The organism is Desulfacinum hydrothermale DSM 13146 (assembly GCF_900176285.1).
Classification (GTDB): domain Bacteria; phylum Desulfobacterota; class Syntrophobacteria; order Syntrophobacterales; family DSM-9756; genus Desulfacinum; species Desulfacinum hydrothermale.
Window position 1 is genome coordinate 14,966 of the sequence record NZ_FWXF01000016.1, and the last position, 25,638, is coordinate 40,603.

Here is a 25,638-nt window from a genome sequence, read left to right on the forward strand (position 1 = left end):
CATGGACAAACTGGTCATCGAAGGCGGACTTCCCCTGCAGGGCACCATTGCAATCAGCGGAGCCAAGAACGCCGCCCTCCCCCTCATGGCGGCCTCCCTCCTGGCCCCCGGCGTCCACCATTTCACCAACGTTCCCAGGCTCCGGGACATCCGCACCATGGAGCGCCTGCTCACCCACATGGGAGCCGCCGGCCGATGGAATCACGGACTCCGCCTGGACACCACGGCCGTGGCCACCCCGGAAGCACCCTATGAACTGGTCAAGACCATGCGAGCGTCCGTTCTTGTTCTGGGCCCCCTGGCCGCCCGCTACGGTCGCGCTCGGGTGTCTCTGCCGGGTGGGTGCGCCATTGGGGCCCGCCCCATCAACCTGCACCTTCGGGGCCTGGAGGAGATGGGAGCGCACATCGAGCTGGAAGGCGGCTACGTGCTGGTTCGCTGCGGACGACTGCACGGAACCACCTTCACGTTCGACCAGGTGACGGTCACCGGCACGGAAAACCTCATGATGGCCGCCGCCCTGGCCGAAGGCGAAACGGTTCTGGAAAATGCGGCCCGGGAACCGGAGGTGATGGACCTGGCCCAATACCTCCAGGAGATGGGAGCCCGCATCCAAGGGGCGGGAACGGCCGTCATTCGCATCCAGGGAGTGGAGGAATTGCAGCCCCGCGGGCCTCACGCCGTCATCCCCGACCGGATCGAGACGGGCACTTACCTGGCGGCGGCCGGCATCACAGGCGGCAGCCTTCAGCTCACCCATTGCCGCCCGGACCACCTGGACGCGGTGATCCGAAAACTCCAGGCGGCCGGCCTTTCCATCCAGGTCGGACGCGATACCCTGCGGGTGGCGGCCCCTGAGGACGGCATCCGAAGCGTGGACGTCACCACCTGGCCCTATCCCGGCTTCCCCACGGACATGCAGGCCCAATTCATGGCCCTCATGACCCTGGGAAACGGGGTGAGTGTGATCAAGGAGCAGATCTTTGAGAACCGCTTTATGCACGTGAGCGAACTGAAGCGGCTGGGGGCCCACATCCATCTGGACGGCCGAAGCGCCGTGGTGCGCGGAGTAAAGCGCCTTTCCGGAGCCCCCGTGATGGCCACGGATCTGCGCGCTTCCGCATCGCTGGTGCTGGCGGGCCTGGCGGCCCGGGGCCGCACGGACGTGAGCCGCATCTACCACCTGGAACGCGGCTATGAGGCGCTGGACGAAAAACTCCGGGCCGTGGGAGCCCGCATCTGGAGGGAACGGGAGTAGGGCCCCGCTGGGGCCGCGGCCCTTGGTGCCCGTGGCCCTGGCGCTGGCGGCCGGTCTGGTCGCACGGCACCTGGGGTCGGCCGGAATGGTGTGGGTTGCGGCCCTGGCCGGTGCGATTCCCCTCCTCGGACGTATCCTGGCGCCGATCCTTTTCCGAAATCACCGCCCTTTGCCCATCTTTTGCGGAACGCACTGGATCCTGGCCGCTCTGGTGCTGGGCGCCTCCTTTGGCTTGGGATTCCTTCTTCAAGACCGTGCGAAGGAGACAAGCCGCTTTCCCCAGTGGCTCGCACCGCACCTGGACGGCCCAGAAGAGACGGTGACGGCCGTCGTATCGGGTTTCCCCGATTTTTATCCGGAAAAGACAGTCCTTCCCCTATCGCTCCTCCGCCTGGCACCTCCTCTCCATTCCCCCAGGAAAAAAAGGGGAAACCGCCCCACAACGGCAGGGAAACTTCCTGGAGCGGCGGAAGCAATCGCGACAGGCGAACACTCCCCCCTTCCAAGGTCACCCGGCACCGATCCCTGCCCGCAGGGCGTGCGGGTGCGGCTGGTGGTCAAGCACCTGGAAAGCGCTTGGCGAGTGGGCGACATCTTGAAAGCGCGCCTCAAGCTGCGCTCCTTTCATAACTTCCAAAATCCTGGCGGGTTCGACTACGTGGCCTATCAGGCCCGGCAGGGTTTCTTCGCCCGAGCCTTTGTCAAAACAGACCGCCTCATGGAACGCCCTTCGTTGAAAGTCTCCCGATCCCCCATCGGGACGGTGGTCCACACCGTGGCGTCTTTTCCTGAAATGGTCTTCCGGTGGGTGGACGGCTTGCGTCAGCGAAGCCGCGGAGTGATCCTGGAGACTTTGGAAGGCGATGGGGCGGCGGTGGGCTGCGCTCTTCTCTTGGGATACCGGCACATGATCCCGGCCCGAAGCCTCAATCGGTTCCGGGATGCCGGCGTGCTTCACCTGCTGGCCATCTCCGGCCTTCACGTGGGGATCGTCGCCTGGGTGGCGTTTTGGGTGACACGCCTCGGCCTGCGCCTTCTTGTTCCAAGGCTTCTGGAAACCCTGCCCGATGTGCACGCGGGGTGGGCCGCCGCCCTGGCGGCCGCGGCGCTCTACGCCCTTCTGGCCGGCCTGGCCCTGCCCACCCAACGGGCCCTTTGCATGCTGGGCCTGGCGGTGGTCGCCGTCTGGTCCTTCCGGCGCCCGGACCCCGTTTCTCTCGTAGCCGCTGCGGCCGTGGCGCTGCTGGCCTCCGATCCCTGGAATCTTTTTCGCGCCTCTTTTCAGCTTTCCTTTGCCGCCTTTCTGGGCATCGCGCTGCTCTATCCCCGGCTCAGCGGGTGGATGGGGCGGCGTTGGCCGCACATCCGGTCCGGAAGGGCCTTTTGGCTGCGACCTTTCGTGGACGCCTTCCTGCTGTCGGCCGCGGCCACCGCGGCGGTTTGGCCCCTGACGGCCTATCACTTCCACGGATTGAGCCTGGTGGGGCTGGCAGCCAACACCCTGGTGGTTCCCGTCATGGGATGCCTGGTGCTGCCCCTGGGTCTGGTGGGCCTGGCCGTCCATCCCTTATGGTCCGTTGCGGGATCGGCCCTGATCCGGATCTCCGGCGGGGTGCTCCAGGGAGCCCTTCGGGCGGTGGATGCCTTGGCGGGGCTTCCTTTCGCCTATGCCCACGTGGGGCGCATGCCCGCCGTCTTGTTGGCGGCCTACTACGGCGGGGCCCTGGTGCTTTTTTCGGCGCTTACGCCGAAAAAAAAGGCCGCCTTTCTGGCGGCCCTTGGACTTCTCGCGGCGGCGGGCTGGTGGGTGCCCCATCCGATCACCCCCAGCGCGAACTCCCTGCGGGTCACCGTGCTGGACGTGGGCCAGGGAAGCGCCACCTTGGTCCAATGCGGCGGCGACGGCGCCATGCTGGTGGACGGCGGGGGCTTTTACGACGAAACCTTCGATGTGGGCCGGGCCGTGGTGGCCCCCGCCCTGTGGGCCCTGGGCGTCAAAAAGCTCGACTGGGTGGTTCTCAGCCACGACCAGGCGGACCATCGAAACGGCCTCAAGTTCATCCTGAAACACTTCCGGGTGAGCCGATATCTGGAAAGCGGGCTGGCCGGCAACCCGACGGGGCAAACACAAACGGCCGCCATTTGCCGAAAACGAAAGATTCCCGTGGTCCCCATCGTGGAAAACGCTCCCATCTTCCGGGCAGGGCCCCGGGAAACATCCCCCGTGACGGCGGCCCAGGACGGCCCAGACGGCACCGGATTCCCGCTGGGCGATTGCCGAGTCCGAATCCTGCACCCCAGCCGAGGCTATGTTGAAAGGCTGTGGGACGGCGGCGATTTGAACGATGTCTCCGTGGTCCTGGCCGTCACATATGGAAAGACGGGAATCCTCATCCCCGGCGACATCAGCTCCAGGGTGGAACAGCACCTCCTTCGCCGTGTGCCTCGAGACGTCCGCCGCTGGATCCTGGTTGCTCCCCACCACGGCAGTGCCCACTCAACCGGAGGGGCCCTTCTGGACGCGCTCCGTCCGGAAGCCGTTCTCGTCTCCTGCGGCCATCTCAATCCGTTCCATTTTCCGGCCAAGGCATTCCTCCAGCGCTGCCGCACCCGCTCCATCCCCGTCCTTCGGACCGACCGCCAAGGGGCCCTCTTTGCCGAAAGCGACGGCCGCCGCTGGCTCCTGCGCACCTTTGCGCCCGGCCGCAACCCGATGCAAGGCAGTCGGGCCCCCCCCGCCAAAGAAGTGCAAACTATTTCACACCTCCCCCCTTTTTCCTTTGACTTTTGGGGTCGGAGCGAATAGGTTTATTGCAAGTTTTTTCCACCTCTTTCCTTCCGCGGGACGATTCGGAAAGCGGTTGCCGTAACCTCAAGAATCAACGGCGGGTAGGCCATGAAGCGCATTTTGGTCATTGAAGACGACGAAGGATTGCGGGACCTCCTACAGAACTTTCTGGAGGAAACCGGCTATCAGGTAGTCCAAGCGGCCGATGGATTGGAAGGAATGGAGGCCATCGAAAAGGAGTCCTTCGATCTCATCGTGGTGGACGTGATGCTCCCCTATGTGAGCGGCATTGGTCTGCTCAAGATCGTGAAGAAGCGCAATCCTGACCTGCCCATCATTTGCATCACCGGGTATGGAAATTCCCCGGAAGAACTGGCGCAAAGAGAGCACGCCGACCGCGTCCTGTCCAAACCATTTGACTTGAAAAACCTTCTGGGCGCGGTCCAGGAGCTTCTCGCGGCTGACGAGCCGGAATCCCCGTAGGATCATGGCTTACATGGCCCGTGTCGCCTGGGGACAAGGAGCGGCTTTGCCTCACCCATCAGGATCGGATGAAACCATGCCGGACGATGGACCTGTCATCATAGGAGTCAGTCGCAGTACGGAGAAGATCCGTGAGATCATCCGCAAGGTGGCGGACGTGGATCTGAACGTGCTCATTTCCGGCGAAAGCGGGGTGGGCAAGGAACTGGTAGCCCGATCCTTGCACTATTACTCGTCCAGAAAAAAGAGGCCTTTTATCAAGGTCAACTGCGCCGCCCTTCCCGGGGAGCTGATCGAAACGGAACTCTTTGGATACGAAAAGGGCGCCTTTACGGGAGCGGACAAGCAGAGGATGGGAAAGTTCGAGGCCGCTGCCGACGGATCCATCTTCCTGGACGAAATCGGTGAGATTCCCCAGTCCTTGCAGGCCAAGCTGCTCCAGGTCCTCCAGGACCAGAAATTTCCCCGGATCGGAGGCCACCGGGAGATCGAAGCCCGGGCTCGGGTCATTGCGGCCACCAACCGGAACCTGGAAGCGGAGATCCTGTCCGGAAATTTCCGGGAAGATCTTTACTTTCGCATCAACACCATCAGCATCGTGGTTCCACCCCTGAGAGAACGCCCGGAAGATGTGGAACCCTTGGTGCACTATTTTCTGGAGCACCTGTCGAAAAAACACCGTCTTCCCAAGCCGGACCTGTCCCCGCGGCTCATGAAGCTGCTCCAGACCTACCACTGGCCGGGAAATGTTCGGGAGTTGGAAAATTACCTGAAGCGCCTTCTGGTCATGGGAGAATCGAAAGAGATCGAAGCCGAGCTGGAAAGCGGCGGGTTGAACCGGAACCCGGCGCCCGAAGACGACCCTTCCCCTTCGCCCGAGGCCGTGATCGAGGAGGCCGCCCAGGAAGCACTGGCCGATAACCACAATCCGCGCGAGGAAAAACAATTCCCGTCACTCAAAGAGGTGCGGGACCGGGCCGTGCAGAGGGTGGAACGGGCGCTCATCAAGCAGGTCCTGGAAGAAACCAACTGGAACCGGCGCGAGGCGGCCAAGATCCTCAAGATCAGCTACCGCGCCCTGCTCTACAAACTGAAAGACATGGACCTGTCGCCCCGCTAGGAGCACGCCCCAGAACAACACCCCAACTGACAAGACGGACCATTACCCTTCCCCTGGTACCCCCCGGCATCTACCCCGTGCAAAGCACCTTCTGAAGTCACTGGAAATGTTTAAACAACCCGAGAAACGGCGCCCATCACAGCACGCCGAGAGCACAAAGCGTGGAAACCGTCCCGTGTGGTGATGTCTAAACCGCGGGAATGGACGGATTGCCTTTCCCGCCATGGGATCCGGCCGAACCGGTTTTCCGCTCATCATTTGGCGAACGGCCGGTACAGGGGATCCCCCCTCAGGATGATCTGCCACGAAAGGTAGGGCAGGCTGGCCAGGTAGGCCTCGCCCACGGTGAGATCCCCTCTGATGAGAAGGCCGAAAAAGACATGGGGCAAAGGAAAGGCCTGGAGATAGGGTTCCCGTAGGGGCCCCAGGGTGACGGCCACCCCCCGGGCCTGAAGGTTCTTCATCCACGTGCGGCTGCTCTCGATGTGGTAGCCCACGGCCCCGGGAACCCAGCTGAACGCGTCCACATACTTTCCCACGCTGTACCAGCCACAGTAGAGGGCCGCGGCCGGGCACTGGCCGGGCTGGAAGACGGTCTGCCGATCATCCACGACCACGGGAAGGCGCCCGCTCTTTCGGACGAGCTCGGCGGCCCGGTGGATTGATCGATCGTAAAGGGCGTAGGCGGATCGCTTCCTTTTCTTATCCCCTTGAGCGGCAGGCCACCGGGCGTCGAAGTAGGCGATGCCGCGAAGACCTCTGCTTTCGGCTTTCAACGTTTGGTCGATGCGTTTTTTGACCGCCTGGGGCGATGCGCCTGCCAGACGCGCCACCACGAGGATCCTGCCGGGGGATGTCCAGCGGTCTCCCTTTCCCCCACCCACGTAGGCCGGATTGGGCAGCCAACCTTCCAAGGGATAGGAAGGGACGAGGGCCAGGGCCAGTTCGGAATCGAGGGCGGCGGATGCCACGGGCCGCCTCATTTTCCTGAGGGCCTCTTGAATCTGTTTCAGCCTCTTTTGGAGGTCTTGGCGCAGAGGCGATGTCTTTTCCAGATCGCGGATGCGCTTTTTCAGATTGGCCTCTTCCCGCTTGAGCACCTCTCGGCGCCGCTGCTCTTCCAGCGGCCTGGGCGGGGCGTCCACCTGAACGGGCAGTCCGGGCATGAGCACCAGGCATCGGATGGGCGCCGATCCCAATGCCTGCACGGCGGAAAGGACCGGCCCCAGGATCCTCTCCCGGTACAACGCCCGGCCGATCCCACGTCCCTTTCCGGCATCCACCTGGACCAGGTGGGTTGGGGGGATCTTGCGCCGCGCCATGTAGTAACGGGCCAGATCCACGTCCGAGGAGGAACGACGGTTGGCAATGACCAGGGTTTGGCGGGGCGTGAGCATGGCCAAGGCATCCCGGGAAGCCAGCGGCCCCGAAAGGGACCCCAGAAGGAAAAGAAAGCCCCCCAAGGTGGCCAAGGACCTGAATACCGTCACAGACGTGCTCCTTTCCCGCCCCCACATTGGCCTTTGACAAGGCCCCTGCAAATATGATTCATGTGAGGAAAACAAACGCTTCACGGCATGCCGGCTCCAAACCCCCATTTCAGCAAAGCAAGGAGAGAACAACGATGAATGCGGCCCGTCGGATCCTCTGGCTTCTTCTCCTGATCGGCTTGAGTTTCCAAACAGGATGCAACACTCTCAAGAGCGCCATGGACGCGCGGCGCACCATGGACTTGTCGGCCAACATCGCAGCGCCGGTCAGCGCGGTCTGGAACGCTGCCACCGAAACCCTCCGCACCCTGGGAGTGACGGTGCACGGAAGCTCCTTCGACGGCGAACAGGGAACTCTTCAGGGATCCACCCGCCAACTGGGATACATCCGGGTCTACGTCTACCGTTCCGGGCCCGATTCGGCCTCGGTGGGCATCCAAGCCCGCACGACAGCCCACCCCACCAGCACCCCGGACTACATCGATACGGAATTCGCCCAGAAGATCATCGACGGCATCAACGAACGGCTCGGCACCGGCCCCGCACCGGCTGAGAGCAATACCTGACACCTCACCAAGTGCCGCCATACCGGCTCCACGGAGGCCGTCCGAGAACCGTCTTTCGTCCCAACGCGCCCCACGTCCCACACACTATTGTGGGCCGTGGGCTTCCGCCCCGCGGCGAAGGGACCTCCCAGCCCCATCAGGCAGCCCCTACCCGATGGCCCAGGCCACGGTGGGGGATCTTCCGCTCAATAGGGCCGACCCGGCGGCACGCCCTGCCAAACGCGACCGTCTCCCGCGTTCGGCCCAGCTTCGGCGAGCCCGCCCTTGCTTGTCGTACCACACCGCCAGGTCACTACCCAAAGGGATCAATCGGGCATTTTTCGGACACGCCCCTGGTTGGTCGCATCGGCGCGGTGCGAGGGCCGTTCACAACCCGGAGCCAAGACGGAAAATTGGCAGATCATCCCCAAAATCGCTGCGCCCAGATGAACCAAAGCGTAGCGAAGAAAAAGCATCCGCCCCTCCACCAACCTCTCCCGACCGGAACTGAGAAGAAACTGGAACGCGGAAAAGGTCCGGCCGTATTTGAACACGCGGCTTTCGGTCCCCCATTGAAGCAGCCACCAAGCCGCCGGCACGGCCGCGGCGACAATCACCAGGAAGAAAAAGAATCGAGCCCATCGCCCGCTTCCCGCTAAAGCTGCCGGGAAGGAGCTACCGATCCCCATAAGGAAGAACCACAAGGCAAGGGCGCCGAGTCGCATACTGTGTCCCTGGTTGGGAAGTAATTCGGTGATGTTGTCCGTATTGGCCCCAAGGACCACCACCCCATACCACGCGGTCAAGGCAAGGGCGATGGCACCCAGGATGTCCCAATGGAGCACCCGGTTCGACCCTCCAAGGGCCAGCAGGGCCGCACTGTTCAGAATGGCAAACGGAGCGGCTACCAACCCGACCAATCGACAGGCCAATTCGACGCAATGGGGCCAGCCCAACGTGGGACTTCCCACCAGGTCGTGGATCGATTCGACCGGAGCCCCCGAGACCAGCAAAACGGCCAGAAACACGGACTGGATGGTCGTGAAGGACAGAAACGATCCCACGGGCACGCCATCCACGGATACCAAGAGACGGGCGACCGCCATGGGAGAACCCAGGGCCGTATAAAGGACGATGGCCCAAAAGAAACCGCCTCGCAGCCAGTCCGTGTGGCCTAAGGCTTCGCGCACGTTATAGGGAACCCCCGGGTGCCGTTGCCCCACCCAGACCGCCAGAGAGCAAATCACCACTACGCCCGCGAACCAGGGAATGAATCGTCTCACGGTTTCCTCTCCAGCCGTTGCTCAAGCAACAGGGGTACGAACCGCGAGGCCCCCCACGAACCCATGACGGCCCCAAGGGTCCCCAGCAGAGCATCTGTCGCATCGGCCACCTTGCCAGGCAAGGCCACCTGGGCAAGTTCCACACCAAAGGCGACGGCCGCCAGAAGCGGGATGAGGATCAGCCATTTCAAACGCCCCACCCCCCACCGGTTCAAGGGAGACACCATGGCAAACGCGAAAACCCCCAGGGGCGCGAACCACAAAAGACGCCTGAGGATCTCGGTCAGTCCCATGATCTCGCTTCGATAAAAGTAGGTGACCAGAGGAACTCGGAAGAACTCCCGAAGGCGGGCGGAGATTTCCATGCCGTTTTGGGTGAAGTTGAACGGATACCAGAAGACGCACACGACCACGAGGCACCAGACAACGAAGCCCACCAGGCCCAACACGGCCAGGAGGGAGTCTCTGGAGCCCCTCCCCCAGGCGGCAGAAGTCTGCCTGGGCCGCCACAGGAGGGCCACCGCTACGGCCGCCGCCGCCGCCGCCACGATATCGGTGGTGTCGGTGGTTCGGGACAAGACGAGGAGTTGCAATCCTTCCAACAGGGCGGAAAGGGCCACCGTGGAGAGGACCGCCGTCGTTTTGGACATGCGGGAGCCCAGTAGGAAAAGGACGCACACGGGGGCCCACAGCGCCATATCCGTGGCGAATTGGTAGAGGGCTTCGGCGGCGGAGTCGTAGGCGAAGCGGAAGGGTACCATATGAATCCGACCGGCCCGCCACTTTCGAAAGAGATCCCCCGGACTGAGCGTCAAATCCAGAGGCATCAACTGGTAGAGGGAAAAGGCCCACATGTAGGCAACCAGGCCATACCTGGCAACACGTTCCCATCTGGATTCGCTCCTAAAGGAGCGCATCCACTGCTCCAGGCGCCCTCCCACACACCCGTGAAGACCGATCCCGCAACCGGCGCCCAACACCTGCGCCAGCAGATCCGAAGAAGAAGGTACCCTGGGCGGAAAAAAGATCTGCGCAAACTCAATGAGCGACGAAAGACTGCTGCAGGCGAGCAGGGCCACGAGACCGGCACCGAAGCCTCCCAGGAAGGACATTCGCGTACGGAAAAAACCACGGGCAAAGTAGGCCGTTGGCACGAGGATCAGGAAATTGGCGGCCCAATCGCTTTTGGACCGGATCCGAAAGTCCCAAAAGGATGGGGCCGCTACTCTGGAGACGGCCTCCGCCCAGCCCACGGGATGGAAGTTCAGCGGAACGAGACTCCCATAGGAGATGAAAAGGGCGGCCCCCAAAAAGAGCCACCCGTAGGGCCAAATGCCTTGCCTGTTTTTCAGGGAATACCTCCTCTCAAGGAGCCCTCCCGTCCGCGTTCCCGGGGAAAGCAGATTCTCGAAAACGCTGCCGGATTAAGAAACCACCGGCGTTTCCGCAAAAAAAGAGCCGCCCTTATGAGCGGCCCGCCCCCTTTGGGGCCCGGTGGGGGGCCAGGGCGAACCGCCCTCGTCAGTGCGGCAGGACCGCGTCCAAATGGGGCTGGAGCCGTCGTAGGAAGTCCTCCAGGCGCGCCTGGGCCCGTTCCGTGGCCGGCCCCTCCGCGCGGGTGGAAAGGCGGATGAAGGCCACGTCGGTCCGGTGACGGGTCAGCCCGTCGACCACCATCCAGAGCTTCTGCAAATACTCGTTGGCCACCGTCCGCCGGCCGGTCTGGAACCAGTAGAAGAAGACCTCCCGTTCCCCGGCCCGTTCATAGACGGAAGCGATGACGCGGGTCTTGCGCCCGCCTCCCAGGTCGATGGTTCGCCGTTCCACCTTTTCGGCGAACCAGCCGGATCCGGGCATGCACAGCTTGGGCGAATGGGGATGGAATTCGCTGGTCTGTTTGCCGTGGAAGGTGATGAAGAGCCCCACGGTGGTACCGGCGGGATCGGTGTAGGTGCGGAAGAGCATGTCGGTGGGCTCCAGCACCTTCTGGACGTAGGCGTCCACCTTCAGATCATGCCCGGCATAGGGGCCGAGGGTGGTTGGGATGGAACCCAAGGGCTTCAAGGGTTTCAGTTCGGGGATCCGTTCGAAATCCTTCGTGGCCGCCCACGCACCGGACAAAAGCAGAGCCACCACCAGGGCGGGTATCCATCCGCGCACTGTTGTCATGGCGTCACCTTCCTTTCCCATCGCCCCAGGATGAAACTCGTGGCAAAGAGCAGCGCCAGGGCCACTCCGAATATGACCAAACCGGCGAATTCATGGAAAAAGCCCTGGGCCATCTCGGGCCCGAAGAGATGGGCCAGGACGCCCGTGACCACGATCCGGACCACGTTCACCCCGATGGCGATCGGAACTCCCAATGCCAGCAGCAGCACACGATGCGTCCCTTTCTTATGAAAGAACCAGCCGATGGCTCCCGCCAGGGCCAGCACCGAAATGAGGGAGCGCATACCGCTGCAGGCGTCGGCCACCTCCAGGGTGAGGCCGGGCAGGTTCAGAACGTTTCCTTCCCGAAGCAGGGTGTAGCCCATGGCATGGAGGGCGGCCGTGGACACCCGGGCGGCGAAGAGCTTCAGAGGAACGGCGATCTCATTGTAGAGAAAGTAGGGTAGCGGGATCATGAAAAAGAGATAGAAAATGGGAAAGCGCAGCTTGCCAAACCATTCCCGCCCTCCCAGCACCAGGGCGATCCCAGACAACACACCCAGCAGGGACAGGCGCACGGTGAACATCTCATCGCCCATGCGGCCCAGAACGTAGAGCCCCAGGGATCCGACCAGCACAAGGATGCCCAGAGGATAGGCCCCGGTGTTCGGCGTCTGCCGGAGTTCTTCCTTGCGGTCCCACAGGTAGTAGACCGACACCAGCGGCACCAAAAACCCGTGGGAGTAGTTGGGATCCTGGCTCCACTGATCAACCAGGCTCCGCAAAGGTTCGTAGTAGAGCAGCCCCAGGGGGACGGCCACCAAGACCCACTGCAATGCTCTCATGCGCTTTTCCTTTCGGTCTTTCCGGATGGAAACCGCTCCACGTGAAAGGACCCCGGGCCCTTGGCTGCCCGCCCGTTCCGGTTGTCTTCCAGGCGCTCCATCAAATGCCGGGCCAGCGAACAATAAGGAAGCCCCTGGGCCCGATGGCCGGGGGCTTCCAGCAGATAGGCGGGAAGCTTTTCCAGGTCCCGGCACCACAGCACGCTTCCCACCGACTCCAGCTTCCTGAGAAACTGCACCTGGTGATCGTCCACGGCGCGGGGATTGGCCACGGCCACGAAGGGCTTTTGCAGGCCCAGTAGCTCCAAGACGGTCCCCGTCCCGCCGTGGGCCACCACCACCGACGCCTCCTGATACCAGGGATCCAGCGTGGGCTGAAAGTCAAAGTATTGGCAGTGGCGGGGCCGGTAGCTTCCCGTTCCGATCTGGCAAACCACCGGTTCGTGGATCTCGCCGCGTTCCACCAGGCGGTCCACCTGCCGGATCAAATCGTCGAAGGGCAGGGTCGTCCCCACGGTGACGAAGATCATAGGACATTTCCTCCATAAAGGGCGTTCCGGTACATGCCAGTGCTTTCGGGCCACTGAACGTAGAGCCCGTCGCAGAGCCGGAAAAAATCCAAGATCCTTCCCGTGCGGGAAGGCACCGTCACCCGGGTGATGCTTTCCACGAAAATCGTTTCCCGGCCCATGAGTCTCGCCCACAGACACAGGGGAACGGCCAGGGAAGAGCCCACGGTGATCACCACATCGGGGTCCACCCGGCGCATCACGCGTCCCACTTCCCAAAGGGATCTCAGAAGATCCTCCCCCGCCTGCCTTTTCAGGGACCGTCCCAGCCGGGTCAGGCTCGTCACCCGGTGTTCGGTCCCCTTGGGAATCCCCAACTGCTCCAGGCTTCTGGGCAGGGGGCGCGTGGTGAGGTAATGGTAGCAGAATCGTTTGTCGAATTGGGACAGCAACGCCACCGTTTCCCAGAAAAAGCCCCCTCCCGCCAACGTCACGAGCAGCCGCTTCCTGCGCCCCTTATGCCGTTCCATAAGCCCTCCCCTTTTCCAGCATGGAACGATACAAGGCATCGTAGGAACCGATCATGGCCTTCAGGCTGAAACGCTTCACCGCCACATCCCGCCCCCGCAAGCCCTGCTCCCTTCCCTTTTGTGGATCCAGGACGTAGCCTTCCAGGACCTGAGCCAGCTTCCTCGGATCGTTTTCCTCCACGAGGCGGCCCGTCTTTCCGTCTTCCACGATCTCCGGATTTCCACCCACCTTGAGCGCCACCACGGGCACGCCGCCGGCCATGGCCTCCAGGATCGTCATGGAAACGCCTTCCTTGAGGGACGGGAGGACAAAGAGATCCAGGTCGCGAAGAATCTCGGGAACATCCGCCCGCTCGCCCACAAAATGGATCCCGCCTCCAGCTTGGTCCTGGAGCGTCTTCTTCAAGGGACCGTCGCCCACCACGACCAGATGGACATGGGGATGGCGGCGACGGACTTGTTCCACGGCCCGGAAGAGGCAGCCATGGTTCTTGATCGGGTCCAGCCTGGCCACGATCCCCATCAGGAAGGCGTCGTGGGAAAGGGCCAGTTCCCGGCGAAGCGCCCTGGATGCCGTTCCCGGGCGGAAGATGTCCGTATCCACCCCGTTGTAGATCTGAACCACCGGGCACCGCACGCGAACCCTCTGGGATAGCCACCGTTCCATCTGCTTGGAAACGCACACCACGGCATCCATCCGGGACGAGAGCACGCGGCGCACCCATGTCCTTTTTCCGTTCCGTCCGTCCAGATCCTCCATCACCCACCCGTGCTCGTTATGGAGCACGGGACCAACCCGGCCCAGGCCGGCGGCCAAGACAGCATCCATCCCCGCCCAATTGTAGGTGCACACAAGATCCGGGCGCCACCGGCGAAGTTCCGCCGCCAGGCGAAGCAGAAAAAGGGGCGGGTTGCCGGGGGGTTTTCGCAATTCCACCCACGGCGTTTGCCGGGGCAGGAGCTTCACGGCGGCCCCCGCCCGGCTCATGCACACCAGCACGTGTTCATAGCCGTCCAATCCCCCCACCAGGGACGCCACCACCCGTTCCATGCCTCCCGTGTGGAAGGAGGAAAGCACGTGCACAACCCGTGGACGCCCATCCGATGATGACTTCATAAGAGAAACCGCCTCGCCCAGGCGTTGAGCATCAACAACGTCCACAGTTCCATGCTGCGGTCCCTTCGCCCTTGCTGGTGTTCCTGCCAGAGGGAGGTCGCAACCCGGCCGTCCAAAAAACGCCGGGTGCCCTCCCCTTCCAGGATCAGGCTCCGGGCGTATTCCTTCAGTTCTCCCCGAAACCATGCCCCCACGGGAACGGCGAACCCCTTCTTGTGGCGCTCCAGCACGTGGGCCGGCACACTCCGGCGCACGGCCTTCTTGAAGATGTGCTTGCCCTGCAGCCCGTTGAGCTTGAAACGCCAGGGAATGCCCGCGGCGAATTCCACCAAAACGTGATCCAAAATGGGACACCTGACTTCCAGGGAGACGGCCATGCTGGCCCGGTCCACTTTGGTCAGGATGTCTTCGCAAAGATAGGTCTTGAAATCGATGTACTGGAGTCGGGACAGATGGTCCCGGGCCGGCGCCCTCCGGTAAAGATCCCGAAAGAGATCCTTCGTGCGGTAATCTTTCAGGGCGCCCCGCAGGCGGCCGTTCAAGAGTCGGTGCTTGTCTTCTTCCGGCATGCCGGACATGGAGGCGAAGTAGGCTTCCTCCGGATCCCTCGCCAGGTTGGAAAGCACCGTGCCAGCCCGAAGGAAGCGCGGCACCCCCGGGCTTTTGGGAAACCACCCGGCCAGGGGGCCGAAAAGAGCTCGACGGAGGACCCGGGGCACGATCCGCCGGACCCGCTCTTCTGCCACATCGAACCGGTAGCGGCTGTAGCCTGCAAAGTTTTCGTCCCCACCGTCTCCCGAAAGGGCCACCGTCACGACCTGGCGAGCCATCTTGGACACGTAATAGGTGGGAACCGCCGACGGGTCGGCAAAGGGCTCATCGTAGTGCCAGGCCAGAGTGTCGATGACAGGAAGGCTTTGGGGCGTCACTCGGAATTCGTGATGATCCGTGGAGAAATGCCGGGCGAGTCGTCGGGCGAAGGGGGCTTCGTCGTAGTCTTCCGTGTCGAAGGCGATGGTGTTGGTGAGGACCGGCTCTTGGGACGCAGCCGCCATGAGGGCCACCACGGCCGAGGAGTCCACGCCGCCGGAAAGGAAGGCCCCCAGGGGCACATCGCTGATGAGGCGAAGCCGCACCGCTTCCTGCAAAAGGCCGTGAAGCTCCTCCGCCAGATCCTCCTCCCGGCGCCCGTGGGCTGGCGATTGGAAGGACAGGTCCCAGTAGGACCGAAGGGCCATGCCCGATGCCGAGATCACCGCCTCGTGACCCGCGGGAAGCTTTCGGATATCCCGGTAGATGGTCTTGGGCGCCGGGATGTACTGAAGCGACAGATAGTCGGAAAGGGCCGTCTCGTCCACCCGGGGGATTCCTTCCAGCGCCTCCAGGATCGCCTTGATCTCCGATGCGAAGTAAAATTTTTTGCCCCATTCCGCGTAGTAGAGCGGCTTTTTCCCCAGCCGGTCCCGCACCAGCCACAGACGCCCTTTGCGGGCGTCCCAGAGGGCAAGGGCGAACATGCCACGAAACCGGCTCACCGCCCCCGTTCCCCATTCCTCGTAGGCATGGACGATCACCTCGGTGTCCGTGCGGGTTCGAAACCGATGGCCCCGGCCCATGAGCTCGGCCCTCAATTCCAGGAAATTGTAGATTTCCCCGTTGAAGACCACCCAGACGGACCCGTCTTCATTCGCCAGGGGCTGGCGGCCGGAGTGGAGATCGATGATGGAAAGACGGCGATGGCCCAACGCGATGGGAGAGTGGGCAGCGGAGAGGGGGGAGTCGAGGGGGCGTGAGGTCGGGACGTCCTGAAGCCGTGAGGACGTGGAGTCTGGGAGCGTCTTGGGCGATGCCGCGCATTGGGTGGGAGGTGGCCACCAGAGGCGGCCGTGGACGTAGTAGCCCTCATCGTCGGGGCCCCGATGGGTCAGGATCCGGGTCATGCGGACCAGAAGATCCGGGTCCACGGGAGTTCCATCGCGGTGCAAGATGCCGGCGATACCGCACATCAGGATGTCCTTCCTTTACCAACCTCGGAGGTTTGGTGCTCGGCCACGACCTTCTGGAAGACCCGGATCACCTCGCAAGCCACTCGGCTCCAGTCCCTGCTCGCCGCGTGGGCGGCCACGGCTTCCCGATCCCAGGATCGCTCCAGCCCGGAACATATCGCCTCTTCCAGGGCCTCCCGATCCAGGGTCTCCAGGACGATCCCCAGAGCATCGCGGCACACCACTTCGCGGTTTCCGCCCACGTGGGTGGTAACCACCGGCGTGCCGCAGGCCAGGCTTTCCACGAGCACGTTGGCCCACCCTTCGTTGGTGGTGGGCAGCACGAAGAGATCCGCCGCCGAATAGTAGGCCGGCAGCATGTCCGGGGGACGAGGCCCTTCCATCCGCACGTGCTGGCCCAGATTCCTTTCTCCAATCATCCGATGGAGCTCGCGGCTCATGTCCCCTTCCACGGATCCGCCTCCCACCACCACGTAGACCAGATCGGGATAACGTCGGCACAGGCGCGGCAGAACGTCCAGGACGCGGTGGATGCCCTTTCGACGCACCAGCGCCCCCACGGTGAGGAGCACCGGGCCCTGGACCGGCAGGTCCAAACCGCGGCGGGCCTCCTCCTGGGGCAGGGGACGGAAACGGCCGGTGTCCACGCCGTTGGGGATCACGTGAACCCTTTGGGGAGGCGCTCCCAGCTCCACGGCGAGCCGTGCCAGGGAGCCGCTCACGGCCATGAGGGCCGCCGCGCGCCGGAAAACCCGCTTCATCTGAACTCGCTTGAGCCTTTCGCGCGCATGGGGCACCTCGGTTCCGCGAAGGGTGACGGTGAACGGAACGCCGAAACGACGGGCCAAAAGGCTCGCGGCCACTCCGTCCGGGTAGGTGAAGTGGGCGTCGATGAGCTGGAACGGGGACCGGCCGTGCACCCTTTGGAGCACGGGGAGGAGCGACAGGGCGTAGAGCCACCCGTCCAGGCTCTTCAACACCCCCGGAGGGCACAGGAAGGGGGGATGGAGCACGGCGCCGTTCGACGGCCGGAGACGCCCGGGAACCGCGGGCCGGTAGCCTCTCTTGACGGACCGGATGAGGGGATCGGCGGGAAAGTACGGCACGGGGGCCACGACGGTCACCTCCTGGCCCTCGTCCGCCACCCGCTGCATCCGTTCCCGAACGAAAAGGCCCAGAGTGGGTTGGGCCGGGTTGGGATAGACGGAAGAGAGTGTGAGAATCTTCATTCTTCGGAACCCTTCCGGTCCTTTGGTACGTCTCCTTCCAGGTCCACCACGGTCACCACCACCCCGCCGGGCCGGGAAAGGGGCACGTCGCGGCTTCGCCATCCCGGAGGAGGCATGGGTTGCTGCACCGGGAACCCCGGCGGCGCTCGATGTCCCGTCTGATCGGCGTTGCTTCCCGGATTCACCAAGCAAGCATCGTCTCCTTCGGGGGGTTCATGGGGATCCCAGAAGATAAGGGTCGTCATCAGGGTGTCCCGCCGCACGGAAAAGGTCCTTTCGGAGTAGGAAATCCGCCGAACAGGTCCCAGCATGGCCGGATGGATCCGGTGGACCAGGACGCCTCGCCAGGTTTCGCCCGCACGAACACGGATTTCATGATAGCCCACCGGCTGGAGGGAAGCATCATAGAGGCGCACCGCCCCCATCCCCCCGCCGGCCTTCACGGCTCTTTGCGCCAGACGGGCGGGCACCAGGCTGTCCGTCTTCCACACCAGCCGGTGAAGGGTCTCCCGGTCGGCCCCCAGGGTGCTGGAAACAAAGTATCGATAAGAACGGTCCGTCCGGGTGGGGTTGGTGACCCGGATGGGCACCGACAGCCCCTCCCCCGCCCGGGCCGTGGATCGATGAAAAGACGGGTGCACCTCCACCAGCGGGGCGCGCCGCTCCAAGCCCAGGCAGTCCAATTCCCAATCCACCCTTTCGGCGCCCCCATCTTCCAAGGCGACGAACTGAAGCTGTCTCAACGTGGCCCAGAAATCGTAGGGGGCCGAAACACCGGAAGCGGCGTACCAATGGTAGTAATCCCGCTGTTTCTGAAAGGCCTTTTCCGAGAGCCGGACCCGAATCCAGCGGCCCGCACATTCCGGGCGAAAGGAAAACTCCGCGTATCCGTGCATCATGGAATCGGTGGCAAGCCCGCGGTTGTTGGGACCTCCCACGTGCTCGTCTCCCGGTCTCCAGTGATAGGTCCACACGCCGAAGGTTCTGACCCCGTTGGGCGAAAGAAGGGGGGATCCGGCAGGGATGCGGACGCTGAATGCGAGCAGATGGGCGGTTCCAGGAAGGTATTGGGTCGATCCGCTGAGCAGATAGAGCCGCCGCAGCCCCGCCTGGAAAAAGAGGGCCCGATGCCCCGGCGCCAACCGCACCAAAGCACGCCCTGTGCCGTCCACATCGTCACCGGGCACCCAGTCCATCACCTTTCTGTCCAGCGGGCGAAACCCCAAGTGGCCGTCTTCAGCCACGGGGATGCCCTTGTGAAAGCAGGTGAGGGTCCGCACTCCAGCCGACTCCGCTCCGGCCAAGGCACGCGAAGCAAAGCACAATGCGCCCCCCAAGATCAGGCAGCCCAGGACGACGCGTCCCTTTTTACTCATGGCACGCGATAACCCAACTGTTCCAGAACGGTGGCGGCAATCCGGGCCGCCTCGGCGGTTTCGGCCCGATCCCAATGCCGGTACGTCCCCGTTTTCGGCTTGAAACCACGGGCCGTTTCGATCTTGTGGTCCTGGAGTCCGAAGTCGTGGGAAGTCTTGTGATAGTCCAGGACATGGGGCTCCCACTCTTCCCCTAGAAATTCAAAAACCGCCGGCAAATACCCCTTGGGGTCCGCCGCATAGTCTTCGTAGCGGATCCGATGGCAGCGCTGGGGATGGCGGCGCTCAAAGTCCATCATCTTGCGGCATTGATCCGCCCAATAGAGGGTGAAGGCCAGGCGGGGGGAACGGACGTAGAGATCCGCGTAGAGTTTGGCGGGACCAGCCAGTCCGTTGTTCGAATAGGCCACGGCCATGGACTGGGCCACGTCCAGGCCGTGGCGGTAGAGCATGATAAAGCGACACTCGGGCCCGAAGAGAAGATCGATGAAGTCCAGGATATCCACGTAGGAGGGAGTCTTGTCCACCCAGCGCGCTTTTCCCTTGGCCAAGGTGTAGTCGTCGTAAATGGTCCAGGCGAAGTCCCGGAGGCGTTCCAGGAGGCCGTCCTCGTCCACGCCGACCCCCCGCAGGCCCTTGCGCATCCATTGGGAACCATACAGTTCGGCCAGGCCACTCAGAAAATTGGTCTCAGGCGGCACGGCGATGCGGCTGTGGCTGTCCAACACAAAACGAAGGAGCGTGGTGCCGGAGCGGTAGACTCCGATCAAGAAGCACGGGGGACAGCGTTTCCTCGCCGACGGATCCACCACCTTGACAATCGTCTTTTCCCGCACCGGCGGGCCTTCGATGATGCGACGCACCTTGTTGACCAGCCGTTGAAAAGAGGGAACACCGGTCCCTTGCGTCATGTCCACTTCCTCCCGTTCAGGAGCGCCGCCGTCCTTCGGGCCGAAACGTCCCAGGAAAACTCCCGATGAGCCCGTTCATAGCCCTGTTGCGCCAGCGTCTGGTTCAACCGCATGTCCGTAAGAAGACGATAGAGCGCCTCGGCGACGGCCGAAACGCAGGAGCCGTCCACGCGAAGGCCCGTCACTTCGTGGATCACGGCATCGCCTGTGCCTCCGGTCAGGCCCGCGATGGGAGGCGTCTTGCACGCCGAGGCCTCCACGTAGACCTTGCCGAAGCCTTCCGTGTCGTTTCCCACATCGTAGTTGGGCATGGCAAACGCATCCGCCGCCTGATACCAGAAAAGAAGCTCCTGGTTGGGGACAGCCCCCAGCAAGCGGACACGATCGGCCACGCCGCACCGGGCGGCCGTTTCCCGAAGGAAGTTTTCATCCGGACCGATTCCCACTACCACGTGGGTTGCGTTAACACCTCGTTCCATGAGAACTGGAAGAGCTTGAATCACCTGATGAAATCCTTTTCTTCGGGTGAGACGGCCCACAGAAAGGATGATCCGCTCGCCGTTTTCAAGGGCCATCCTTTTCCGAAGCCTCTTCTTGTCGGGGCAGGGCCGAAAAAAGTCCAGGTCCACCCCGGGATAGACCACGTGTATCTTTTCCCTCGCCACCCCCATCTCCAAGAGCAGATCCCGGGTAAAGCGACTGTTGGCCAACAGGGCATCCGCCCTGCGATAGGTAAAACGCATGAGCCGATACTTGGCAGGGGTGCGCCACGTGGTGATCTCTTCCCCGTGGGCGTAGATGAGAAGCGGAAGCCTCCGCAGGCGGGAGACGACCCATCCCACAAAGCCCTCCGAAAGCACCCGCCCGCAGTGGATTTCGTCGAAGGGATGCGTGAGGCTCAGTCTCAAGCTCTTCATCAGAAGACGCCCGTAGATGGCCAAAGATTCGGGCCGCAACCAGGGATGCCGCTCCAGCTTCAGCCGGTGGATCGTGTTGGGGCTTTGGCAATCGAAAGCCGCCGCTCCCGGCTGATCGGCGGTCACGATGTGGGTTCCCCCGTCTCCGATGCGCTTGTAGACCTCTTCGAAGGTCGTGTTGGAGCCGCCTTTTCGAGGCGGGAATTTTTCGGTAATCACCAGATAACGTGGGCGTGCTTCAAGCGTTTTCATTGTCCTTTCGCCATGTTGCTGGAGTTGCCCTCGCATTTTTAGCCCTCAAAACTTATGCTCTTTTTCCCCTGCGAAGATTCTAAGAAGCGCAGAGTAAAAGCCTTGGTTGAAAACGGGGCGGGAAAATCTCTCCAGTGCGTACCGACGGGCACTGCTTCCCAGATCGCGCAACCGATTCTCATCGTCCCATAGATCAAGAATGGCCCTGTGCAGGCCCTCCCAATCCCCCGGTGAAAAATCCACGGCCGTTTGCCCTCGGATGTAGTAGTCTGTGATTCCCTGAGAACGACTGACCAGGATGGGCTTTCCCATGGCCATGGCCTCCAGAAGACTGTTCACTCCCCCGGCGTGAATCGTATCCTTCAGGGGAAGCACGACTAAGCGCGCCCCGCCATAAAGCTTCTTCAGCTCGTCGAAGGACACCCTTTCTCTTATGATCTTCACGTACGGCAGGCTCGCAGACTCCGGAAGACGGTGGGATCCTGTCTTAACAACCACCTTCACAGGAAGGCCTTTCACCGCCCGCAACAATGTCTGAAAGTCTCTACCGGGGTCGTCCCCGATGCTAAACACGTAGTCTCCGAGGGTATTTTCTTGGGGCGCCCAGAAGTCGGTATCGATGGCGTGATAGACGACTTCAACGCGGCACCGCTTCCCGTAGCGACGTTGGAGAAAGCGTTTCTGATTGGAACCACGAACCAACACCCCGTCGCAACGGCTCAGCACTTGATCCAATACCCATCGCCGTGCACGCCACCCATAGTCCAGAGGAGGATCATACAGAACGACCGGTCCACCTATTCCCGTCAAGTCGCGAGACCACAGATAGACAAGAGCCGACGATTCCCCCACCGCGATGACGCCATCGTAATTTTCCCGGGAGAGCAGAAGGCGTAGCGCCCGCACGGGGTCGAAGCCGGCATACAATGTGTGCTGCCTTCGCAACGGATTCAGTGGAAAAGGCGAGGCGTCAATAAAATCCGTCTGAACGCGCCATCCCCGGCAAGCAAAGGTGCGCGGGTTTCCCACTTGCGAGCTTTTTTGACCTCGAGTGTATTGGGAAGGCGAAAGCCCAGCTGGCGACGTGTCCAGCCATGCCAACCGCAGACATTTGTCCACCCTTTGCTGGGCCATTGAACGCCCTCCATGACCTTGTCCGAGAGTTTTTCTGTCTCTCATTCCCGCCAGCTCCCCGTGTTCCTCCCGGCAAAGTGGAAGACCATGATCCGCCAAGGGTTCCGCATTCCTCCCCAAGGGGCTTGTCCGAGAATACCCAGGCTGCTCCCTTCTTGTGCGGACGGAAGGTTGGGGCCCCCAGGCGGGCCCGTGCTGCCGGCCTGGCCTTGCGGGAGCAGGGTTGGATTCCGAACCCGCCCCAATAAGACTGTCTGAGAGCCCCAAAACCACGTGGAACACCGAAATTTCAAGTAGTTGGGAATCCACCAAGAAAGCCGAAAGGCTATTGTCGGACAGATTCCAAGACTCAGGTTCCCCCTTGATGAACTCCCGATCCCCCAGGCCGTCAGTTGAGCTTGACTCCCTTAGCGCTTGGGAATCACTGGACATGGGCCCCGATCTGCCAGCTCTGCACCCCGCTTTGCTCGAAGCTGAATTCCACCACCTGGCCGTCCAGTTGTTCCAGGCGCTCGGCGATCAGGTGTTTGCGGTCGAAGGGGCAGAAAAGCAGTAAATAGCCTCCACCGCCGGCGCCCAGGACCTTCCCCCCCAGGGCGCCCATCTTGCGGGCCTCTGCGTACATGGTGTCGATCTGGGCGTTGGTGATGGCGCTGTCGAAACGCTTTTTCATCTCCCAACCCTGGTGCAAAAGATCCCCGAAATCGTCCAGTTTCCCGGTCAGAAGGGCCCGCTTCAGTTCGAAGGCCAGCTCCTTGGTGGCGTCCAGAGCGGCCACCACGTCCCTCTTCTTTTGCTGGTAACTGGAAATCTGGCGGTCCAGGATATTGGCGGAAAGGCGGGTTTTTCCGGTGTAGCAAAGCAGGAGCCGGTATTCCAGTTCGTTGATGAGCTCCCGGGGGATCCTCAGGGGATTGACCACCACGGTTTCTCCCAAGAACTCGATGAAATTGAATCCCCCGAAGGTGGCCGCATACTGATCCTGCATGCCGCCCTTAATCCCCAGCTCGATCCGCTCGATGCGGTAGGCCAGCTGGGCGATCTCGTAGGGAACCAAGGGTTTTCGAAGCCAGCGCTGAAAGAGCCCGATGAGGTTCACCACCACCGTGGAGGAGGTTCCCAGGCCGGATCCGGGAGGAGCGTCCGTGTGCATGAAGAGACGGAAGCCGCTGGGGGTTCCCAGATTGCGCATGACGGCCTTGACCAGGTCCAGTTCCCCGTCGTAGGGGAGGCGTTCGTCTGTGTGGTACTTGGCCACGATGTCGTAGTCCAGGGACTGGACCTCGATGTGGCCGTCGCCCCCGGGGATCAGCGAGGCGTAGGCGTATTTGTCGATGGTGGCGCTCAGGACCGCGCCCCCCCTTTCTTGGGGATAGGGGGGCACGTCCGTTCCGCCGCCGGCGAAACTGATGCGAAGCGGGGCCTTGCTTCGAAAGATCATGGCAGGTGCTCCAGTTCTTTCTGGGATTTGCGATACCGATCCGGGGTCCCGATATCGAGGAAGGTGCCGCGGGCGGGGAAGCATCCCAGCGCCTCGCCGTGATCCAAAAGGCCGGGCAGCACCTCTTTTTCCAGGGACACGGCCCGTCCCGGCGCGATGGCTCCCAGGACGCGTCGTTCCAGGAGATAGACTCCCCCGTTGATCCATGCCGGCCTTCCCGGAATGCCCTTCTTTTCGTTGAAGGAAAGGAGCCTCCCCCGGGAATCCATTTCCACGACGCCGAAAGAAACGCCGTCCTCCACGTGGGTCACGGCCAGCGTGGCGAGCCAGCCGTTTTCTTCATGAAAACGGGCCAGAGCGGCCAGAGAGACATCCAGGAAGGTGTCCCCGTTCAGGACAAAGAAGGGACCTTGCACGTACCTTTCCGCGTTCTTCAACGCCCCGGCCGTCCCCAGTGGGGTCTCTTCCACCGAAAGGACCACCTCCAGGCCCCACGGGGCGCCGTCGCCCACATAATCGGCGATCCGCTCCCACAGGTATCCCACGCACAAGACCACCCGCTCCAGACCCTGGGCCTTCAGCCACCGGAGGAGCCGCCCCAGAAAGGGTTCGCCCGCCACCCGGGCCAGGGCCTTGGGCCGGTCCGGAACCTCCGGGCGCAGCCGGGTTCCCAGGCCGCCGGCCAGCACCAGAACGGGCAAGGGCTGGTGTTTCTTTGCCTTCAAGCACTCCATGGGCAGTCCTTCTTCAGGCACAACGTTGGGATTCTGGTCAAAGACGAGAACGTGGAGCCCGGCGACAACAGGACGAACCTCCATTGAAACTGGGGCTCACAACCCTGATGAAGCTTCTTTCCATGTGAGTCAGCTGTTGGGCCATCCTCGCGGCCGAGGTCGCCTTCCACGGAAGGGAAAGTTCGGCTGTCTCACGACACGACGTGCGATGGGCGGGTCCGAGTGATTCCAGATCGAGGCGAATGTTTCGGGGTCCTCAAAGGCTGCGCTACGAAAGCAAAAAGTCAATGGAGTGTTCTCAGAACGCCTTGCGGCCGCCTCTTCTTGGGGAATTCGCTAGGAGTGTTTCCACCACCTTGAGCAGCACAAAGCCCGGCACCCAGCAGCCGGTGAGGCAGACCCACTTGCGCAAAGACCGGTCCTGCCAGATACGCCAAAGGTAGGCCCGGAGCCGGGCCAGGAGCCGTCTTTCCCGAAGGGGAGAGCGGGGCGATTGGATCATCTCCGCCAGCTCCTCGGTGTTCAGGAAGACCAGGTCCTTGTGATTTTCCAAGGCGGTTCGGTAGAGCCTTTCCAGCTCCTCCAACGTCCGTTCGCAGGTTTCCTCGTCCTTGATAAAGTTCCACCGGTGGGTTTCCACCAGCGTGGGGCGCCCGGCCTGCCGATCCCGCCCCAGGGCCTCCAGCACCTTTCCCGCACCGTGGCCCCGATGGGGCTCAAAATAGACGTTTCTCACCAGGTAAATCGGCCCAAAGCGGCTTCGGCTTCCGTTGTAGATCGTTTTCCCTTCGGGCAGGGGGCGGTTGTCGGCATCTCGCGCCAGGCAGCGCCTCCCCGGAGTCACGATGACCTGCACGCCGGCAGCCGCCCAACCCTTTTCCACCGCATCGTTCCAGATGAAGGTGGGCGGAACCGCCACTTTGGGAACCATCTGCCAATCCTCCCGGAAGGTGACGGCTTCCCGGTAGGCTTTTTGTTCCTGCCGTTTCGACCGGCTCTTCCCCGACGCGCCGTCTTGGTGAGCCAGCCACGAACTCTGCCATTCAGGGGGAAGGGATTCGGTACAAAGAAACCCCTTGCGAAAGGTTCCCTCCCTCCCGCTCCCAGGAACCGGTGAACGCGGGAGCCAGGCCCCTTCCCCCAGGTGGTTCCAGCTGTGAAGCTGCAGGGCAAAAACCCCCTTCTGGCACCCTTCCCGAATGGTGTCGGCCAGCTGGCGTGTGACAGGATCCCGGAAGCCCACCCATTGGGTGGTGGTCTGGTGAGGCGCACTTATCCCCGTGGACCGGTACAGGGCTCGAAGAACGATTCCCAGGGTCAGAACGGGAAACCTTCCCCGGTGATCCCGGTACCGCGTGAGCACCGCGAGGACCCGTCGCAGGACCCCGGCATGTTCCGAAGGCCCCGGCCCCCAGTCGTCGCTTTCGATGATCAACACCGGCCACGACAAGACGGGCTCCCGCAATACGGCCGCCATCCGGCCCAGGCACTCCTTCACCGGAGCAACAAACTGCTCCACATT

The 25,638-nt window shown here is 62.7% G+C and carries 22 protein-coding genes; 5 read left to right on the forward strand and 17 right to left on the reverse strand.

Going from position 1 to position 25,638, the window contains the following annotated elements:
- Position 1: 1 nt before the first annotated feature.
- The 4 genes from murA (at position 2) to B9A12_RS12850 (ending at position 5,649) form a co-directional block, all read left to right on the forward strand.
- On the forward strand, positions 2-1,258 hold the full coding sequence (gene murA / locus B9A12_RS12835; protein WP_084058472.1) for a UDP-N-acetylglucosamine 1-carboxyvinyltransferase: 1,257 nt from the start codon (positions 2-4) through the stop codon (positions 1,256-1,258).
- A gap of 25 nt (positions 1,259-1,283) precedes the next feature.
- The gene (locus tag B9A12_RS12840) at positions 1,284-4,064 is read left to right on the forward strand and encodes a DNA internalization-related competence protein ComEC/Rec2 (protein WP_245802448.1); all 2,781 of its coding nucleotides are present in this window, start codon (positions 1,284-1,286) and stop codon (positions 4,062-4,064) included.
- Between the two features lie 90 nt (positions 4,065-4,154).
- Positions 4,155-4,529, forward strand: a complete 375-nt coding sequence (locus B9A12_RS12845) for a response regulator (protein ID WP_084058477.1) — start codon at positions 4,155-4,157, stop codon at positions 4,527-4,529.
- Positions 4,530-4,605: 76 nt separating this feature from the next.
- Positions 4,606-5,649: a sigma-54 interaction domain-containing protein gene (locus B9A12_RS12850; RefSeq protein WP_170920589.1), complete on the forward strand. Its 1,044-nt coding sequence runs from the start codon at positions 4,606-4,608 to the stop codon at positions 5,647-5,649.
- Between the two features lie 254 nt (positions 5,650-5,903).
- On the opposite strand, the gene B9A12_RS12855 is transcribed toward B9A12_RS12850, so the two are convergent.
- Complete coding sequence (locus tag B9A12_RS12855) at positions 5,904-7,139, reverse strand: TIGR03790 family protein (RefSeq protein WP_170920590.1); 1,236 nt, start codon at positions 7,137-7,139, stop codon at positions 5,904-5,906.
- A gap of 134 nt (positions 7,140-7,273) precedes the next feature.
- On the opposite strand from B9A12_RS12855, the gene B9A12_RS12860 reads away from it, so the two are divergent.
- The gene (locus B9A12_RS12860; RefSeq protein WP_084058483.1) at positions 7,274-7,705 is read left to right on the forward strand and encodes a hypothetical protein; all 432 of its coding nucleotides are present in this window, start codon (positions 7,274-7,276) and stop codon (positions 7,703-7,705) included.
- 305 nt (positions 7,706-8,010) lie between these two features.
- Here the strand turns inward: B9A12_RS12860 and B9A12_RS12865 are convergent, their stop codons facing one another.
- The 16 genes from B9A12_RS12865 to B9A12_RS12940 form a co-directional block, all read right to left on the reverse strand.
- Complete coding sequence (locus tag B9A12_RS12865; RefSeq protein ID WP_084058485.1) at positions 8,011-8,967, reverse strand: hypothetical protein; 957 nt, start codon at positions 8,965-8,967, stop codon at positions 8,011-8,013.
- Entirely contained in the window at positions 8,964-10,277 is a 1,314-nt protein-coding gene (locus B9A12_RS12870; protein ID WP_084058488.1) for a VanZ family protein, read from the reverse strand. The genes B9A12_RS12865 and B9A12_RS12870 overlap by 4 nt, the downstream gene beginning before the upstream one ends.
- 211 nt (positions 10,278-10,488) lie before the next feature.
- Entirely contained in the window at positions 10,489-11,136 is a 648-nt protein-coding gene (locus B9A12_RS12875; RefSeq protein WP_170920591.1) for an exosortase C-terminal domain/associated protein EpsI, read from the reverse strand.
- Positions 11,133-11,960, reverse strand: a complete 828-nt coding sequence (locus B9A12_RS12880; protein ID WP_084058492.1) for an exosortase/archaeosortase family protein — start codon at positions 11,958-11,960, stop codon at positions 11,133-11,135. The genes B9A12_RS12875 and B9A12_RS12880 overlap by 4 nt, the downstream gene beginning before the upstream one ends.
- Positions 11,957-12,490, reverse strand: coding sequence for a PssE/Cps14G family polysaccharide biosynthesis glycosyltransferase (gene pssE / locus B9A12_RS12885; protein ID WP_084058494.1), 534 nt, complete (start codon positions 12,488-12,490; stop codon positions 11,957-11,959). Before pssE ends, B9A12_RS12880 begins: the two co-directional genes overlap by 4 nt.
- Positions 12,487-12,999, reverse strand: coding sequence for a glycosyltransferase family protein (locus tag B9A12_RS12890; protein WP_170920592.1), 513 nt, complete (start codon positions 12,997-12,999; stop codon positions 12,487-12,489). The genes pssE and B9A12_RS12890 overlap by 4 nt, the downstream gene beginning before the upstream one ends.
- A complete protein-coding gene (locus B9A12_RS12895; RefSeq protein ID WP_084058499.1) occupies positions 12,986-14,116 on the reverse strand; it encodes a glycosyltransferase in 1,131 nt (376 codons plus the stop codon). The genes B9A12_RS12890 and B9A12_RS12895 overlap by 14 nt, the downstream gene beginning before the upstream one ends.
- On the reverse strand, positions 14,113-16,122 hold the full coding sequence (gene asnB, locus B9A12_RS12900) for an asparagine synthase (glutamine-hydrolyzing) (RefSeq protein WP_084058502.1): 2,010 nt from the start codon (positions 16,120-16,122) through the stop codon (positions 14,113-14,115). Before asnB ends, B9A12_RS12895 begins: the two co-directional genes overlap by 4 nt.
- The gene (locus B9A12_RS12905) at positions 16,122-17,351 is read right to left on the reverse strand and encodes a glycosyltransferase (RefSeq protein WP_170920593.1); all 1,230 of its coding nucleotides are present in this window, start codon (positions 17,349-17,351) and stop codon (positions 16,122-16,124) included. Before B9A12_RS12905 ends, asnB begins: the two co-directional genes overlap by 1 nt.
- The gene (locus tag B9A12_RS12910; protein ID WP_084058506.1) at positions 17,348-18,727 is read right to left on the reverse strand and encodes a hypothetical protein; all 1,380 of its coding nucleotides are present in this window, start codon (positions 18,725-18,727) and stop codon (positions 17,348-17,350) included. The genes B9A12_RS12905 and B9A12_RS12910 overlap by 4 nt, the downstream gene beginning before the upstream one ends.
- A complete protein-coding gene (locus B9A12_RS12915) occupies positions 18,724-19,638 on the reverse strand; it encodes a sulfotransferase family protein (RefSeq protein WP_084058509.1) in 915 nt (304 codons plus the stop codon). The genes B9A12_RS12910 and B9A12_RS12915 overlap by 4 nt, the downstream gene beginning before the upstream one ends.
- Positions 19,635-20,807 carry a glycosyltransferase family 4 protein gene (locus B9A12_RS12920; RefSeq protein WP_084058511.1) on the reverse strand — a complete coding sequence of 391 codons (1,173 nt, stop codon included), beginning with the start codon at positions 20,805-20,807 and terminating at the stop codon, positions 19,635-19,637. Before B9A12_RS12920 ends, B9A12_RS12915 begins: the two co-directional genes overlap by 4 nt.
- A gap of 45 nt (positions 20,808-20,852) precedes the next feature.
- Positions 20,853-22,373 carry a glycosyltransferase gene (locus tag B9A12_RS17040; RefSeq protein WP_084058512.1) on the reverse strand — a complete coding sequence of 507 codons (1,521 nt, stop codon included), beginning with the start codon at positions 22,371-22,373 and terminating at the stop codon, positions 20,853-20,855.
- Positions 22,363-23,382 (reverse strand): GHMP family kinase ATP-binding protein, encoded by a 1,020-nt coding sequence (locus B9A12_RS12930; protein ID WP_084058514.1) that lies wholly within the window; start codon positions 23,380-23,382, stop codon positions 22,363-22,365. The genes B9A12_RS17040 and B9A12_RS12930 overlap by 11 nt, the downstream gene beginning before the upstream one ends.
- A complete protein-coding gene (locus B9A12_RS12935) occupies positions 23,379-24,116 on the reverse strand; it encodes a nucleotidyltransferase family protein (RefSeq protein WP_170920595.1) in 738 nt (245 codons plus the stop codon). The genes B9A12_RS12930 and B9A12_RS12935 overlap by 4 nt, the downstream gene beginning before the upstream one ends.
- 298 nt (positions 24,117-24,414) lie before the next feature.
- Positions 24,415-25,593: a hypothetical protein gene (locus B9A12_RS12940; protein ID WP_084058518.1), complete on the reverse strand. Its 1,179-nt coding sequence runs from the start codon at positions 25,591-25,593 to the stop codon at positions 24,415-24,417.
- Between the last annotated feature and the right edge of the window lie 45 nt (positions 25,594-25,638).